The sequence below is a fragment of the Winogradskyella vincentii genome, assembly GCF_020166345.1.
Classification (GTDB): Bacteria; Bacteroidota; Bacteroidia; order Flavobacteriales; family Flavobacteriaceae; genus Winogradskyella; species Winogradskyella vincentii.
Genome location: NZ_JAIUJS010000003.1, coordinates 286,852 through 304,951, shown reverse-complemented (window position 1 = coordinate 304,951; position 18,100 = coordinate 286,852). Strand labels below are relative to the sequence as shown.

The window sequence follows — 18,100 nt, the reverse complement described above, 5'->3', positions numbered from 1 at the left end:
TAAGAAACAAATATACACCAACATGATTAATATTCTTTGGGTTGACGATGAAATAGATTTACTTAAACCACATATACTTTTTTTAGAACAGAAACAATATGAAGTAACTACTTGTCAGAGTGGTACAGAAGCACTCGAAATTATTGACGATACTAATTTTGATATCGTTTTCCTTGATGAAAATATGCCGGGTTTAACAGGATTGGAAACACTAAACGAGATTAAAGAACGTCGTGCCAATCTCCCTATAGTAATGATTACAAAAAGTGAGGAAGAATATATAATGGAGGAAGCAATTGGTAGTAAAATTGCAGATTACTTAATTAAGCCAGTCAACCCAAATCAAATCTTATTGAGTTTAAAGAAGAATTTGGATCACTCGCGTTTAATTTCTGAGAAGACTACATCTAACTATCAGCAAGAGTTTAGAAAAATTGCGATGGATTTATCTATGGTGAATTCTTATGAAGAGTGGATAGAACTATACCAAAAACTAATTTATTGGGAGTTACAACTCGAAGATATTGAAGATGTTGGAATGACCGATATTTTGGAGTCACAAAAAAATGAAGCAAATTCTCAGTTTGGGAAGTTCATTGAAAAAAATTATTCAGATTGGTTTCAACCAAATACAGATGCACCAATAATGTCCCACACCCTGTTTAAGGATAAAGTGGTCCCAGAATTAAGTGATAAACAACCAACACTTATGGTTGTTATTGATAATTTACGATATGATCAATGGAAGGCTTTTGAACCTATAGTTAACAATTATTATAAGAAAACCTCAGAATTACCTTTCTTTAGTATTCTACCAACCGCTACCCAATATGCACGAAATGCTATATTTTCTGGGCTGATGCCTGCAGATATGGAAAAATTGTATCCTCAATATTGGAAAAATGATACTGACGAAGGTGGTAAAAACATGCACGAGGATGATTTTTTAAGAGAACAAATAAAACGCCTTGGTCTAAATCACCTTAAATACGAATACCATAAGATTACTAATTTAAAATCAGGTAAGAAATTAGTAGAGAATTTCAGGTCATTAAAAGACAATGACCTTACCGTTGTTGTTTACAATTTTGTAGATATGCTTTCGCATTCTAAAACAGAAATGGAAGTAGTCAAGGAATTGGCTTCAAATGATAAGGCATACAGGTCACTCACTGTAAGTTGGTTTAAAAATTCACCATTGCTAGAAATGATACAACTTTCTCAACAACTTGGATTTAAATTGATTTTGACAACTGATCATGGTACCATAAATGTAAAAGCACCTTCTAAAGTTATTGGAGATAGAGATACAAGCTTGAATCTTCGTTATAAAACTGGCCGAAGCCTAACTTATCAAGATAAAGATGTCTTAGCGATAAAGGATCCAAAAAGTGTTCATTTGCCAGCATTAACTATGAGTAGTTCGTTTATTTTTGCAAAAGGAGATTACTTTTTAGCGTATCCAAACAATTTTAATCATTATGTAAGCTATTACAGAAATACTTATCAACATGGTGGCGTTTCACTTGAAGAAATGATTATTCCGTTTGTTGTTTTAGACCCTAAATAAATCCGTAAAAGGCATAAATATCCGATGAAATACACTTTTTTCTAGGATTTCTCAATATTTATATCTATAATTGTGCTCAGTAAAATGTCCAATAACATTGAACAATATTGAGTTTACATATCATTTAGAAAATATCAACTCTGTTGCAGAACAGATTTTGGAACATTTGGATTCTAAAATTGTTTTGTTTAACGGAAATATGGGTGCTGGTAAAACAACATTGGTTAATGCGTTGCTTAAAGCAATGCAAAGTACTGATATAGCTACCAGTCCAACATTTTCAATTGTTAATGAATATCAATTGCCAGAAGATAAGGTTTATCACTTTGATTTTTACAGAATTGAATCGATTGAAGAAGCCTACAATTTTGGTATAGAAGATTATCTGTCTTCAGATCATTGGATATTTATGGAGTGGCCAGAGCGTATTTCAGAATTATTACCAGAAAACGCTCAAACCATTATCATTACGGAATTAGAAGACAGTCAACGATCCCTCAAATTGACCATAAATAAAGAAAGTTTAACCGAAAATAACGCCATGACAGTACCAAAATTTTGATCAAATTTTGACAACGTTTCTCTTAGATTAGCAAGCTAGTTACGGAAAAACCGTAATTGAATCCGCAATTTTTCTTGGAATTTAACATTACTCCATTTTAAGGACGAAAGGTCCTAGTTTAATTTTGTAGTAATTAATTAATTAAATCCCTAGAAATTATGAAGACTAAAAAACTAGTTTTAGCGATTGCAATCTTTGGAGGAATGTTATTCACTGTACAAGCGACTAACATTATTGACTTAGATGAGCAAGTTACAACACAAGTTGACAAAAGAAAACTTAAAGTTCCACCAGCAGGATAAAAAGTCCTACAACAGGAAAATTTTAACTGGGAGTATAGTTGCAACAATAGTTGCAGCTACTCCCTTTTTGTTTTACTTATATGAATATGTGCCAGACACTCAGGAATGGGATACTATATTCGGTAAGTATTATAGTATAGAATATGAAAGTGCCAATGTGGCGATGTGGGTTCTGGCAATGAAGTTTGTTCCTCTTTTACTTTCTCTCATTTGGTTCTTAACATGCAAACATTGGTGGTATCACGCACTTATTGTACCAATTGCAATGTTTAGTTATCAGTGTATTGTAGCACTTAATTTTGATGCACGTTATTTGGATGTCGCTGATATTATTTGGTTTGTCCCAATAATGGCAATAGTTTTTCCATCCATCTATTTAATTAGAGCAAAAATGTTTAATAAAATAAATGACCATGATAAGACCATGGAAGAGCTTGAAGAGGAGTTTATGTTTAAACCTAAAACATTCTGGGGGAAAATCAGTCAATACTTTTAGTAATATTATTTAATAAGACTTATCTAATTTATTGGGATTAAAAATTAACTACATTTAAGTCAGTTTCATTATCTTGCAGTAGAGATATCAATTTAACTAACTTAAATGAGTAAATCTTTAACGCCATTTACCAAAGCTCAATTACTACCACAAGAAGAGACTTTAGAAATACTTAAACAAAAGGGTGAATTGTTTATTGGTATACCCAAAGAAACACATTTCCAGGAAAAACGGGTTTGTTTAACTCCAGATGCAATATCTGCCTTAACAGCTAATGGTCATAGAGTTTTATTAGAGTCTGGTGCTGGTGAAGGTGCTAAATTTAAAGATAAAGACTATAGTGAAGCTGGTGCAGAAGTGACTAAGGATAAATCCAAAGTCTACTCCTGCCCTATTATATTAAAAGTTGAACCACCTGCTCTTGATGAAATAGAATTGATTAACCCTCAAACTATTTTAATTTCCGCACTTCAAATAAAAACTCAGAGAAAGGCATATTTTGAGGCTCTTGCTAAAAAAAGAATTACAGCTCTCGCATTTGAATTTATTAAAGATGAAGATGGAGCCTATCCTGCAGTACGATCACTGAGTGAGATAGCTGGAACAGCTTCTATATTAGTTGCTTCAGAATTATTGTCTAATGTGAATGGTGGTAATGGGTTGATGATGGGTAACATAAATGGTGTGCCTCCAACCGAAGTCGTTATTCTTGGAGCTGGAACTGTTGGAGAATTCGCTGCAAGATCTGCTATTGGTTTAGGAGCAAATGTCAAGATATTCGATAGTTCTATAACTAAACTTAGATGTATTCAGACCAATTTGGGTAGGAACGTTTATACATCTACCATGCAACCTAAGAATTTATTAAAAGCCTTAAAGCGATGCGATGTAGCAATTGGTGCTGTTAGGGGAAGTAATAGATCTCCTGTTGTAGTTACTGAAACAATGGTTGATCATATGAAAAATGGATCTGTTATTATCGATGTTAGTATAGATATGGGCGGATGTTTTGAAACAAGTGAGGTGACTACGCACGATCATCCAACCTTTGAACATAATGGTGTAATCCATTATTGTGTTCCTAATATACCTGCGCGTTATTCTAGAACAGCTTCAGTTTCAATTAGTAATATCTTCACGCCTTACCTTTTACAAATAGGAGAACACGGTGGGTTAGAAAATGCCCTGCGTTTTGATAGAGGATTAAAAAATGGATTGTACCTTTACCACGGAATTTTAACTAATAAATCTGTTGCAGATTGGTACGATTTAGACTATAATGATGCCAATCTTCTCATATTTTAATCTAATTATTTAATGAAGTTTGTACAGCGCTTAGGGTATTACCTTAGTGGTTTTGCTATAGGAATAATAGTACTAATGTTTTTTTTAAATGGTAAGAAAGCATCTTGTGATTATGGTCCTAATGCACGTACGGTTAAGAATATTAGCTCAAAAACTATAATCTATTCTGAAAATGCACAATTATTCATGTATAATTATGGATTAGATACCACAGTGGTTAAAAACTTAATTAAATATGGTGATGTTGATTTCACCAAGAGTAATACCAAACTTGATTCGTGCAAAATATATCACATCGATAATGTTTATAAAGAAAGACAAATTCAGTTGTCAGTAGAAAACTGCTTTTCAATTTCTAAAATATTAGATATGAGTTACATTAACGAATAAAATTACATTTTCATAGTATAATTATTAATACTATCAATTAAATTTTAATCTTTGGCTTTTAAACTTAAATCTACCTATTAAATGAAAATTCTGGTTACTGGTGCAGCCGGTTTTATCGGCTTTTTTACTTCAAAAGTTTTAGCGGAGAAAGGTCATGATGTTATTGGCTTAGATAACATTAATGACTATTATGACATTAACCTAAAATATTCTAGACTCAAAGAATTAGGAATTAATAGGGAAAATGCAGAGGAATTTAATAAATTATCATCGAGCGATAAACTTAATTTTTCTTTCGTTAGAATGAACTTGGAAGATCGTGAAGCCCTACCGGAATTATTCGAAAATGAAAAATTTGATGTGGTTTGCAATCTTGCCGCCCAAGCAGGTGTAAGATATAGTTTAGAAAATCCAAATACTTATGTAGATTCAAATTTGGTTGGGTTTGTAAATGTATTGGAATGTTGTAGGCATAATAATATTAAACATTTGGTTTATGCTAGTAGCTCTAGTGTTTATGGCCTAAATGAGAAAATTCCTTTTTCAACAGATGATAATGTTGATCACCCAATTAGTTTATATGCAGCTACTAAAAAGAGTAATGAGTTAATGGCGCATACTTATAGTCATTTGTTTAATATCCCAACAACAGGGCTTAGATTTTTTACAGTTTATGGACCATGGGGAAGACCAGATATGGCGATGTTCTTATTTACTGACGCAATAATAAATGATAGACCAATAAAGGTTTTTAATCATGGTAAAATGGAAAGAGACTTTACTTATGTTGATGATATTGTAGAAGGTGTGGTTCGAATTTGTGAAAAATCAACTAATCCCCGTATAAAAAATAATTCACTTTACAAGGTATACAATATTGGCAATAATAACTCAGTAAAATTGATGGATTTCATAGAGGAAATAGAATTTAATCTAGATAAAGTTGCAAAGAAAGAAATGTTACCAATCCAACCTGGAGATGTTGAAAGAACATGGGCAGATGTAAATCAATTAATCAAAGATTTTGAATACAGTCCAAATACATCAATTAAGGAAGGGGTAAAGTCTTTCATAGATTGGTTTAAGGATTATTATAATTAATAATAATTATAATTTCACATATATTTAAGTATGACCCATAAAATTTGGAAAATATATAATTTTACTACACTTTTGCCATGTTAATTTAATAACCCAAGTCAATTAAAATTTAAATATGAAAATCACAAAAATTTGTTGTATCGGTGCTGGTTATGTAGGTGGACCTACAATGGCCGTAATAGCAAAGAAAAATCCAAATATACAAGTTACAATCGTCGATATTAATCAAGAGAGAATTGATGCATGGAATACCGAAGACTTGTCAAAATTACCAATTTATGAACCTGGATTAGCAGAAATTGTTGGTGAGACAAGAAATAAGAATTTGTTCTTTTCAACAGACATAAATAAAGCCATTGATGAATCTGAAATGATTTTCATTTCTGTTAATACCCCTACAAAGACATATGGGAAAGGAAAAGGGATGGCTGCAGATCTAAAGTATGTTGAATTATGTGCTCGAAATATAGCTGATGTAGCAAAAACTGATAAAATTGTAGTCGAAAAATCTACCCTACCTGTAAGAACAGCAGAGGCAATTAAAAGTATTTTGCATAATACGGGTAATAATGTAAAATTTTCGATTTTATCAAATCCAGAATTTTTAGCTGAAGGAACAGCAATAAAAGACCTTTTAGCTCCAGACAGAGTTTTAATTGGAGGAGAGTCTAAAGATGCAATTGAAGCCTTAGCAAACATCTACGGAAGTTGGGTGCCACAAGAACAAATATTAAGAACAAATGTTTGGTCCTCAGAATTGTCAAAATTAACTGCGAATGCATTTTTGGCCCAACGTATTTCTTCCATAAATGCTATATCAGAGCTTTGCGAACATACTGAGGCTAATGTTAATGAAGTAGCTAGGGCAATTGGTATGGATTCGAGAATTGGACCAAAATTCCTTAACGCATCTATAGGTTTTGGAGGTTCTTGTTTTCAAAAAGACATTTTAAATTTAGTATATATAGCTAGAAGTTATGGCTTAAATGAAGTAGCTGATTATTGGGAACAAGTTATTGTTTTAAATGATCATCAAAAGCGAAGATTTTCTGATAAATTGATCAGCACTTTGTACAACACTGTTTCAGGTAAAAAAATTGCATTGCTAGGCTGGGCTTTTAAAAAGGACACTAACGATACGAGAGAATCGGCAGCAATCTATGTAACTGATCATTTACTTAGTGAACAAGCAAACATTGCTGTTTATGATCCAAAAGTACCGAGTAGTAAAGTGTACGATGATTTAAACTACTTACAAACCCGAACTGAAGAAGAAAATAATTCACTTGTTGAAACTTTTGATAATCCATATGATGCCATTAATGATGCTCATGCAATTGCTATAATGACCGAATGGGATGAGTTCAAGACCTATGATTGGACAAAGATTTTTGACATCATGAAAAAACCAGCGTTCATTTTTGATGGTAGAAATATACTAAACAAGGAAGAAATGTCTCAAATAGGATTTGAGTACTCATCTATTGGAAAATAAATAGATTTTTCAATAATTCTAATTCTTGCTTTGTAATGACAATTTAAATTTCATTATATAATTATATTTTCCAAAATAGTGAGTATATATACTCACTATTATTTTTTATAGATTATAAAGAATTTAATACATAATCAGCGTAATTTGATTTTATTGATCCTTAGGTTAAATGAAATCTCACCTATATACTAAAGCTTTGCAGTTCTGTAATAATAAATAAATTGTTTAATACTAATACAATGTCTAGGAAATTCCTCTCATTTAATTGGTAAATTGCTATTTTATAGGATAATAACAACTGTCGTCGAAGTTTTTATCCGTATATCATGAAAACTATCAAAAATGAAATCTTTTATTAATATTTGATATCTAAATTTACAAAAACTGACCTAGAATATTGGAACTTAGAAAAAAGAAAATAGCATTTGTTATTGGCGGTTTAACACCTGGTGGTGCAGAACGTGTCATTACAAATTTAAGCAATAGCTTATCAGAAGATTTTGATATAACCATAATTACTTTTGTTCATTCTGATCCATTTTATACCTTAAATGAATCTGTCAAAGTGGTTTCTTGCTTTAAAAAATTATCAAAGCCAAGTTCTTTTATTGGCTCTTTAAAACTTAATTATTCTATACTCAAAAGAGTTAGTTCAATCATAAAACAAGAGAATATTGATTTACTTATTGGATTTATTACACAGGCCAATATAAAGGCAGTAATAGCAGCAAAATTGAATAAAATTCCTTGCTTGATAAGTGAAAGAAATGATCCTCTAAAGAACGATATACCAAAATTTTGGGTATTACTTCGAAAGTTTATTTATCCTAAAGCCAATTGTTTAATTGTACAGACAGAAAAAGTGAAACAGGTATATGACAGTATGATAAAAACAAAAGAAATGGTCGTTTTACCCAATCCAATTTCTTCCGAACTTTCCCAACTAAGAGAGCCCTATACAGCAAATAGAGAAAAAATAATTTTATCTGTTGGGACTTTTAACAACGATAAAAGACAAGAGAAGATTATTAATGCTTTTAATGAAATTAAATCAGATGATTGGGAATTATTATTACTTGGTGATGGCCCAAATGAATCTAAATTAAGAGATTTAATTGAGACTCTGAACTTGTCTCACAAAGTTCAACTGATATCAAAAGTGAAGAATGTACAAGATTATTATAACAAAGCATCTGTTTTTGCATTTGCATCAAAAGCGGAAGGTTTTCCAAATGTTTTATTAGAGGCAATGCATTTTGGATTACCATCAATCTCCACAGATTGTAATTACGGACCATCTGAATTAATAATTAACGGAATAAATGGTTTTTTAGTACCAGTAGACAACCAGGACATGTTTGTTGAAAAATTGAATGAATTGATGCGTAATAATGATATAAAGATGTCATTTTCGATCAAATCTAAAGAAACTACTGAAAAATTCAGAGATACTTATGTCACCTCAAGTTGGAAAACTTTAATATTAAGACATTTGGCTTAAATGAAAAAGTTCCTTAAACATATTTCCTATGGTTCGATTATCTTTGTTTTAATCAACTTAATAATTGCATTTAAGTATGAATATCCTGCATACAAAGCCATAAAAAATAAGACTCATAAGAATTATTTAAAATGGAATAGCATACATTCCAATAAGAATGCATATGATTTGATAGTACTAGGTTCTAGCAGGTCTTATACCGGCTTCAATCCACAACTCATAGATAAAGGATTAAATCTTAACTCATTTAATATGGGGACTTCAGCTCAAGATATTGCCGAGTCTTATTATACTCTTTTAGAGATTTTAGATTATCAAAACCCAAAATACGTTGTGCTTGAAACCTACTTGGATCTATCTGATAATACCCATGATTTCTATCAAATATTTTCAAACTCTTCATTTTTCAATTCCACAAAGAATAAATACAACCTAATTACTAAAGGGTATGGGACGAAAGGAATTGGAAACTTCCTTTTCCCATTAATGAAATTTAATAATTATATTAAACAAGATCTTAAGTCTTTGATTTATGAAAGAAATAAAAAGCCGCCCAAGAAAATTTGGTATAAAGGCTTTTATAGAGATACTGTTATTGTTAGCGAAAAAAAAATAAATGAATTTAAACCAATTCCTAATTTTAATAATAAATCCTTTAATGAAAAAAGATTTGAAAAGTACTTAACTAAAATATATGAACTCACAGAATCTAATAATATTCAGTTATTTGTTATAAGAAGTCCATACCCTCCTACTCGACTTAAATTAGATAACAACAAAGATGAAGAAAATTATTACAAAAATTACTTCAAAAATTATAATGATGTGGGCTACTATGATTTAAACAACTACAAACAAGATGTATTTAAATATGAAGATATTGATTTTTCAGATTTTCACCATGTTAATTATAAAGGAGCCACCAAAATGAGCAATCAAATTATAGATATTGTTTCTAACAACCATCAATAGACAATACAAATTATGCTTTTTAATTCGTTTGAATTTTTCATTTTCCTACCAATCGTTTTTGGATTCTATTGGCTTATTGGCAATAAGCGTGTAAAGCAACAAAATATCCTTATTGCTTTTGCCAGTTATATATTCTATGGATGGTGGGATTGGAGATTTTTATTTTTGATACTATTTAGTTCTGTAGTAGATTATTCAGTCGGCTTAAGGCTTAATTCTGAAGAAAAACCTTCAAAAAGAAAATTATTACTCTGGATAAGCATTGTGGTTAATTTAGGTTTTCTGGGTTTCTTTAAATACTATAACTTCTTTATTGATAGTCTGGTAGAGTCCTTTACATTTTTTGGTGGGAAATTGAATCTAAACACACTTAATATAATATTACCTGTGGGTATTAGTTTTTATACTTTTCAAACCCTGAGTTACACAATTGATACTTACAATAAAAAAATAAAACCTACCAAGGACTTAATAGTATTTATGACATTTGTGAGCTTTTTCCCCCAATTGGTGGCTGGTCCAATTGAAAGAGCTACTAATTTATTACCTCAATTTTATAAAAAAAGAGAATTTGTTTATAAGGATGCCATAGATGGATTACGCCAAGTACTCTGGGGCTTGTTCAAAAAAGTGGTTATTGCAGACAATTGTGCAAGGTATGCAAACATGATCTTTAATAATTCAGACGATTATGTGGGTAGTACTTTATTGATTGGCGCGTTTTTCTTTGCATTTCAAATTTATGGCGATTTTTCAGGCTATTCCGATATTGCTATAGGGATTTCTCGATTATTTGGTTTTAATCTTAAACGCAATTTTGCATTTCCTTATTTCTCAAGAGATATAGCTGAATTTTGGAGAAGATGGCACATATCATTGTCTACTTGGTTTAGAGATTATTTATATATTCCATTAGGTGGTAGTCGAGGAGGCACTAAAATGAAGATTCGCAACACTTTCATAATATTTATTGTAAGTGGTTTTTGGCACGGAGCAAACTGGACTTTTGTAGTTTGGGGTGCATTAAATGCAATATATTTTTTACCATTACTCTTATTGAAGAAAAATAGGGTTAACACTAATTTGGTAGCTGAGGGAAAGTATTTACCAACATTAAAGGAGCTATATCAAATGACATTAACATTTTTCTTAACACTTATAGCTTGGATATTTTTTAGAGCAGATAATGTTATGGAGGCTTTTATTTATGTGCGTAATATGTTTACTTCTTCTTTATTCAATAGACCTGAAATATTACCTTTATCAATTTTAAGTTTAATAGTATTCTTTATTTTAATAGAATGGCTAGGACGATCTGGAGAATATGCAATTCAAAAAATTGATTTTGTAAAAAACCCGATTCGTTGGAGTTTTTACATGTTTTTGATTATTTTGATATTCTTATTTACTGGTGAACAACAAGAATTCATTTACTTTCAATTTTAACGGTCTATGAATTCATGAGAATTAAATTACATCTCTAGGTGAAAATAATTAAATATATTGCATTTGCTCTGGTAATTCTCAATTTACCTTCAGTTGGGCTTTTTAGCTTAGGAGGTGGTATTGGAGCATTATTGAGTTTTACAACAATTTTATTTTTGACTCTGTATTATTTTCTAGAAAGAAAATCCACACCCAATTGGTGGCTAATAATTATTTCTCTTTTCTTATATACAATTGGTGGATTACAGTATACTGGACTTACTACTGACCTTATCTACGATGCCATTAAATTTTTTATTTATTTGATCGCAGGTTATGAATTGGCCAAAAATATCTCAATTTCTGAATATAATATTTTTATCTTAGTTGGTGCTCTTACGGTTATATTAGAGGCCCTTTTATTTACTAGTGAATTTGGAAGATATAGTGGATTTTATATTAAGCCAAATGAAGCAGGCTTTATTTGCATTACTGGTTATGCTACTACTTATGGATTGAAAAATGTAAGTAGAAAATTGTTAGGTCAATTTATTTTTACTTTAGCGGGACTACTTACATTTTCAAGAACATTTATTCTCATTTGGCTCTTGTTGAATTTGATTTCTTTAAAGATCAGTTTAAAAAATATTAGAATCTTTGGCTTAGGATTCTTAATTATTGGGACACTTTTTTTTATTGATGAGGTCGTTGGTTTGAACAACCCCAGATTTGAACAATTAAAAAGTATTGTTAGTAATGAAGGAGGCGTTACATCAGAGGAAATAAGTGAGGATTCAAGAGAAGAAACTTGGGCAAAATTTTATGATAAAATTTTGGATTCCCCATTAATTGGTAATGGCTATGGAACGTTTTCAGGTAAGACTGGTGTTAAAGGCGTACATAACTCATATTTAATGCTTATTGGTGAAGCAGGTATTCTTCCTTTTCTTTTATTTATTGCATATTTCGGTTACTTATTTGTTATGAGTCTATTCTACTTCAACAAAAAACCCCATCTTATTATGCAGTTAATAGCGCTAGCTATGTTTTTAATGGCTAATCATAATTTCTTTACATTTTATTATGTCTCTTTCGCAGCCATGTGGATTCAAGGTCAAATAGAATTGATTAGAGTAAACGAAAAATTTGTGAATGAGTATTAAGGCATTAATTCTGGTGAATGAATGTCTTAATACTATTTTAATTTGTCAATTGGAATTGCACTATTACTTATTATAAATCTCTAACTATTAGTTTTTTGGTTATTTCATTACCATTGGTATCCACTAGTTTAACAAAATATATGCCATTAGATAAAGTTCTTAATTCTATTCTAGAATTAATTTCCTGTTGTTGATTTTGATTTTCTATTCTATTCTGCTGTACAATTTTACCGGTAAAATCATAAATAAGGACATCCGAAACATCCGAAGCACCATTTAATCTAACATTAACATAACTATATGCTGGATTTGGATAAATATTAAATGAGACATCATCAGATAGATCATTATTTGGACTTTCTGTACTTTCATTACACTGCCCTTGAACCGTTACCCTCACTGTAGCTTCGTCAAAATCTAGAGCATTAAATACTGTAACTGTATAATCTGTAGTTATAAATGGTGAAACCTGAATCGATTGGGTAGTTTCACCTGTACTCCACAAAAATTCATCACCACCAGTTGCTGTTAAAGTTGCCACTTCATTTAAACAAATACTAACATCTTCGCCAGCATATGCTTGTACTGGTTCATAAACATTTACTGTTACTTGCTTTTCGTCATAGCAATCATTTATATAACCACGGACTTCATATGTTGTGGTTGTTGAAGGACTAACAGCAATATTCGGCTGAGTAGCTCCGTTATTCCATTCATAGGAATTTGCTCCTGTTGCGGATAATGTAATGAAATCACCATTTAATATATCAACACTATCTCCATTAACAATAACTACATTTGGGTTTGGATCTACAAATACTGTAACATCATCAGAATCTTCCTGGATACCACTTGTAACCACTACTGAATAAGTTGTTGTTGATAATGGACTTACAATAATGCTTTGGGTAGTCTCTCCAGTATTCCATAAATAGGAATCTCCATCACCAGCATTTAAAGTTACTTCATCTCCACTACCTTCACAAATACGAACATCGTCACCAGCTGTCGCCACAAATATTTCTTCAACTGTTACTGTTACTTGTTCTTGAACCTCACAAACCCCATTACTTCCTGTAACAGTATAAGTGGTAGTTACAGAAGGACTTACTGTAATACTACTAGTAGTTTCTCCAGTATTCCAAAGGTAATCACTGGCTCCTTCGACTGTTAAGACTGTACTTTCACCCTCGAAAATAGTCAAATCTTCCGACACATTCAAAATTGGCATTATATCTACGAAAACTGAAACATCGTCAGTATCTTCTTGGACTCCATCCGAAACGGTCACTGTGTAAGTTTGTGTAGTTGCAGGACTTACAGTAATACTTTGAGTAGTTTCACCTGTGCTCCATAAATAGTCACTTCCACCTGTGGCAGTTAAAACTACCGAATCCCCTTCGCATATAGTCTGATCTTCTCCTGCCATTGCTTCAAATATTTCTTCAACTGTTACCGTTACTTGTTCTTGAACTTCACAAACCCCATTACTTCCTGTAACAGTATAAGTGGTAGTTACAGAGGGACTTACTGTAATACTACTAGTAGTTTCTCCAGTATCCCATAGGTAATCACTGGCTCCTTCGACTGATAAGACTGTACTTTCACCCTCAAAAATAGTCACATCTTGTGAAATATTCAAAATTGGTAATGTATCTACAAATACCATAACCTCATCAGAATCTTCTTGGTTTCCATCCGAAACTGTAACTGTGTAAGATTGTGTAGTTGAAGGACTTACAGTAATACTTTGAGTAGTTTCACCAGTACTCCATAAATACTCGGCACCTCCTGATGCGGATAAAACAACTGAATCACCTTCGCAAATAGCTTGATCACTGCCTGCATCTGCTATAACAGGTTGAGGAACAACTGTAATTAGAGATATATCCTCGAAACCACCATCATTAGATACAAATCTAATCTCAACAACACCCTCAGATACTCCTGTTACAAGGCCATTTGAATCTACAGTAGCTATGCCATCATTTTCTGATGTCCAAACACCTGTCTGATTTGTAGTATTTACAGGTGTAAATTGTACATCCAAATCCAAAGTTTCCAAAACATTTAAAGTAGCCACTTCTGGAGTAACGTCTACAGCTGTGGCTTCGACGTTTCCCATAAGTAAGTTATCTATTTGGTTAATATAATGTTCTAAAAGTGTATAACCATCCGACTGTACTTCATTATGTATATTAGGATTACCTATAATACCTCTAGCTACTAACCAAGCTTCTGGTATATGAGGATTAGATTGATAAAAATTTGCTGGTCTAGTATGATGTGGTACTTCATTTGCTCCACCTAATTTTAAAGATTCAGCCATAGCTTGCTTTGAGCTTGTATCTCTACCTGTAGATGGCTCGTTTGTAATTCTATTTATAGCTTCTAAATCAAGTGCATCTCTGTAAAATTGTAAATTCCCATTGTCATCAGTATAATAACAAGCTCCTACATTTGGCAATAACTCATTCTTTAATTGACTACTTGGCAGTATATCTGATTCTGTCAAATTTGCTAATAACGGGTGTTGAGATTCTGTAAACCATTGAGGGTTAGCGTCTATTTCTGAATCTTGTGTACAAGAATTACATCTACCTGAAAAAGCCCAATAATAGGTATCTGGGTCATCTTTATCATAGTTTAACAATCTACCTCTCATTATGCTGTTTGAACCTGTTAATCCACTTGCGGATCTAAATTCTACATCGCTCAAATGAAATTCAGCACCTCCAGAACTAACACTTGAAATTTGATAAGCAACATCTTCCGTATTATCACCGCTCGATTGTCTACCATCAAAACCACCTATATTTTCATTTCCAATTAAATTAACCTTATATACATCTGGGAAATTGTAACTTGAAATACCAAAACTACCTACATGTTTTCTCCAATTAAATATTAAATTGTTTATTATGTCAATTCTAGTATGTCCGTGTACATTAGGATTTCGCCATCCGCCATCTACTGTTACATTTCTTAAAAAACTAACTTCGGTATATTTAGTTCTATCTAAAGGTGGATTTGATGAGTTTGAGTTCGTTCCTCCATAAAGACCCCCTTCACCTGCCAGATAAATTAGATTATTTTGCGCTGTAGAACCCCATCCATCACTAGCTACACCTCCCTCAACGGTATGAGTAGATTTCGTACTCAAACCTACAGAGATATGGTCTGCAATGGCACTTTCTCTTGATGTAAGCGCAAAACCTCTTTTTTCATCATTTCCATTTAAATCACCATTTGTATAGCCTCCTCTATATTTTATACCTCTAATAATCGTACTAGGAAACCACTTAAAATTGTGACGATTCCGCAAAATAGTTATACCACCTTCTGGTGCAGTAAACCCTGCAATGGTAATACCACCTGTATAAGGATAATTTGTATCTTCAAAACCTCCTCCATTTTGTAAATACATTGATAAATTTAATTCAATGACACCGCTTACATCAAATACAATTGTTCTGTCTTGAGTTCTTAAACTTGGGTCTGTAATAGCCCATCTATAACATCCAACCCAATCTGGATGATCTGTATCTGGTACCCAAGTACCATTAACATTTTTTACAGGGTCTGATAAATTTGTAACATGAACTACTATACCACCACGGCCGCCAGTTGCATATGCGCCGGCCCCTTTTGCTGAAGGGAATGCAAGTTGCTGACTGTGAGAGTTTGTTGTTAAAAGAGATAAAAAAAGTAATCCTATTGCATAGTATTTAATACAAATAAGTAGGCTTCTAAAAATGTTCATTTTCTTGTATAATTAGATTTGGGGATGGCAATGTAAATATTATTATTATAAATATCAGCCAAAAAACATTATTATTCGATAAAACGTTATTTTTTGTAAGTATTTATTTATTTAAGAGTAAAATATACGCTCAAATACAAAATACTCTGATAAATACGTCTTAAACTAATATTTAGACGCCTATATAGAATAGTTTAACATACCATGGCAATTTCTTACATTGTAAAAATACTTTAATGAGTAAAATGATATCATTGGAGAAGAGCAACTAGAGTTAAAAAGAAAACTTTTTAAATAGAATAAACAACAAACTTATAAACTGGAAAATTATATATTTAAATTAATAAATAATATTATAATTAATTTGTTCTTATTATACATTTTGACGTATATAAACGTAAATAATCATTTAAATTAATTATATCAATGACCATTTTTTATTATTGCCCTAAATTATATTACCACCTAGCTCAAACTAATTTACAGAAAACATGTCAAGAGTATCAAAATCATTGTTGAATGCAAAAGTTGGTGTATTTTTCTTCATACTCTCAATTTTCATTCAATTTTTTTCAAGAAAGATATTTTTGGATGAACTTGGTGATGACTTTATTGGATTAGAATCTACATTAAGAAGTATTCTTGGATTTTTAAATTTGGCAGAATTAGGCATTGGGACTGCAATAGGATTTACATTATATAAGCCACTTTATAACAATAACAAAGAAGAAATAAATAAAATTATTGCTTTATTAGGAGTACTTTATAAAAAAATTGGTTTAGCCATATTATTTATAGGAATAATTATTTCACTCTTTTTTCCATTAATATTCTCAGAAACTCAGTTTTCATTATTACTAATTTACTTTGTCTTTTATACGCTATTAACCTCTACTTTATTGGCGTATTTTATAAACTATCATGCAAGTTTATTTGGTGCGGATCAGAAAGGATATATTATTCAAAAATACTTTCAAAGTTTTAATATCATAAGGGTATTGCTTCAGGTCATTGTGGCCCTTTATTATAAGAACTTTTTTCTTTATATAATTTTAGAACTTATTTTTAGTATTCTTTATAGTATTATACTTAGACTAAAAATAAGACAGATTTACCCTTGGTTAGTCATACATTATGATGAAAAATCCTCAGTTATTAAAGAATATCCTGAGATTATAAGAAAAGTGAAACAAGTATTTTTTCATAAAATGAGTGGATTTGTTAAAAGTGGCACAGACAATATTTTAATTTATGCACTAATTAATCTTCAGAGTGTTGCATTATTTGGCAATTATTTTTTAGTCTTTTCAAAACTTAATAGTTTAATTATGATGGCATTTGCAGGAACTGGTTCTGCAGTAGGCAATCTAATTGCAGAAGATGATAAGGACAACGTAAACAAGGTATTTTGGGAATTAGTGTCAATACAATTTTTTATCGCTGGTTTTTTCAGCTTAGCCATATATTACACTATGGATCAACTGATATTACTATGGTTAGGTGAAAAGTATGTGCTTTCTAAGATTATTCTTATTCTTTTTATATCTAACTTTTTTATGATGCAAATTACAGCAACCATAAACCGCTTCAAAAATGCTTATGGTTTATATGCTGATATTTGGGCCGCAATCATTGAAGCACTTATAAATTTGGCTGTTTCGCTAATTTTAGGCAGTCTATATGGTATATCTGGTATTGTGGCTGGAACTGTTAGTAGTCTTTTTATTATTGGAGTATTATGGAAACCATATTATTTGTTTAAATATGGCTTTAAAAAAAGTGTTTTTAGTTATTGGAGAGGATTATTTCCAATCATATTAATTTTTATTTTTACTTCTGTGAGTACAAATTTCATAATTAACTATTTTTTCATTAAAGATCAGTCTTTAAGCTTTACAAATTGGATTTTATTTGCTACTGAGGTGAGTATTTTAATTTTATTTGTTTATGGTATTACTTTGTTTTTCTTTGTTAGAAGTTTTAAGACTTTTGTTTTTAGGATAATAGATTTAATAGTTCAGAAAATAAAAATCTAAACAATATCATTAATTACAA

The 18,100-nt window shown here is 31.2% G+C and carries 13 protein-coding genes; 12 read left to right on the top strand and 1 reads right to left on the bottom strand.

The window, feature by feature from the left end; genetic code table 11:
* The first annotated feature begins 22 nt into the window (after nucleotides 1–22).
* From porX to LBV24_RS15270, 11 genes are all read left to right on the top strand, one after another.
* Entirely contained in the window at nucleotides 23–1,570 is a 1,548-nt protein-coding gene (gene porX, locus LBV24_RS07280) for a T9SS response regulator signal transducer PorX (RefSeq protein WP_224477939.1), read from the top strand.
* A 97-nt stretch (nucleotides 1,571–1,667) separates the two neighbouring features.
* Entirely contained in the window at nucleotides 1,668–2,132 is a 465-nt protein-coding gene (tsaE, locus tag LBV24_RS07275) for a tRNA (adenosine(37)-N6)-threonylcarbamoyltransferase complex ATPase subunit type 1 TsaE (protein WP_262902011.1), read from the top strand.
* Nucleotides 2,133–2,375: 243 nt separating this feature from the next.
* Nucleotides 2,376–2,930, top strand: coding sequence for a hypothetical protein (locus LBV24_RS07270; protein WP_224477938.1), 555 nt, complete (start codon nucleotides 2,376–2,378; stop codon nucleotides 2,928–2,930).
* A 105-nt stretch (nucleotides 2,931–3,035) separates the two neighbouring features.
* On the top strand, nucleotides 3,036–4,235 hold the full coding sequence (locus LBV24_RS07265) for an alanine dehydrogenase (RefSeq protein ID WP_224477937.1): 1,200 nt from the start codon (nucleotides 3,036–3,038) through the stop codon (nucleotides 4,233–4,235).
* Nucleotides 4,236–4,247: 12 nt separating this feature from the next.
* A complete protein-coding gene (locus tag LBV24_RS07260; RefSeq protein WP_224477936.1) occupies nucleotides 4,248–4,625 on the top strand; it encodes a hypothetical protein in 378 nt (125 codons plus the stop codon).
* 81 nt (nucleotides 4,626–4,706) lie between these two features.
* Entirely contained in the window at nucleotides 4,707–5,726 is a 1,020-nt protein-coding gene (locus tag LBV24_RS07255) for an NAD-dependent epimerase (RefSeq protein WP_224477935.1), read from the top strand.
* Nucleotides 5,727–5,841: 115 nt separating this feature from the next.
* On the top strand, nucleotides 5,842–7,221 hold the full coding sequence (locus LBV24_RS07250) for a nucleotide sugar dehydrogenase (protein ID WP_224477934.1): 1,380 nt from the start codon (nucleotides 5,842–5,844) through the stop codon (nucleotides 7,219–7,221).
* Nucleotides 7,222–7,618: 397 nt separating this feature from the next.
* Nucleotides 7,619–8,722, top strand: coding sequence for a glycosyltransferase family 4 protein (locus LBV24_RS07245; protein WP_224477933.1), 1,104 nt, complete (start codon nucleotides 7,619–7,621; stop codon nucleotides 8,720–8,722).
* The gene (locus tag LBV24_RS07240) at nucleotides 8,723–9,694 is read left to right on the top strand and encodes a DUF1574 domain-containing protein (protein WP_224477932.1); all 972 of its coding nucleotides are present in this window, start codon (nucleotides 8,723–8,725) and stop codon (nucleotides 9,692–9,694) included. It begins immediately after the preceding gene.
* A 12-nt stretch (nucleotides 9,695–9,706) separates the two neighbouring features.
* A complete protein-coding gene (locus tag LBV24_RS07235; protein ID WP_224477931.1) occupies nucleotides 9,707–11,140 on the top strand; it encodes an MBOAT family O-acyltransferase in 1,434 nt (477 codons plus the stop codon).
* A 38-nt stretch (nucleotides 11,141–11,178) separates the two neighbouring features.
* Nucleotides 11,179–12,282 (top strand): O-antigen ligase family protein, encoded by a 1,104-nt coding sequence (locus LBV24_RS15270; RefSeq protein WP_224477930.1) that lies wholly within the window; start codon nucleotides 11,179–11,181, stop codon nucleotides 12,280–12,282.
* A gap of 70 nt (nucleotides 12,283–12,352) precedes the next feature.
* Here the strand turns inward: LBV24_RS15270 and LBV24_RS07225 are convergent, their stop codons facing one another.
* The gene (locus LBV24_RS07225) at nucleotides 12,353–16,045 is read right to left on the bottom strand and encodes an Ig-like domain-containing protein (protein ID WP_224477929.1); all 3,693 of its coding nucleotides are present in this window, start codon (nucleotides 16,043–16,045) and stop codon (nucleotides 12,353–12,355) included.
* 491 nt (nucleotides 16,046–16,536) lie between these two features.
* Between LBV24_RS07225 and LBV24_RS07220 the strand changes: the two genes are divergently transcribed.
* Complete coding sequence (locus tag LBV24_RS07220) at nucleotides 16,537–18,081, top strand: lipopolysaccharide biosynthesis protein (RefSeq protein ID WP_224477928.1); 1,545 nt, start codon at nucleotides 16,537–16,539, stop codon at nucleotides 18,079–18,081.
* The last annotated feature ends 19 nt before the right edge of the window (nucleotides 18,082–18,100 follow it).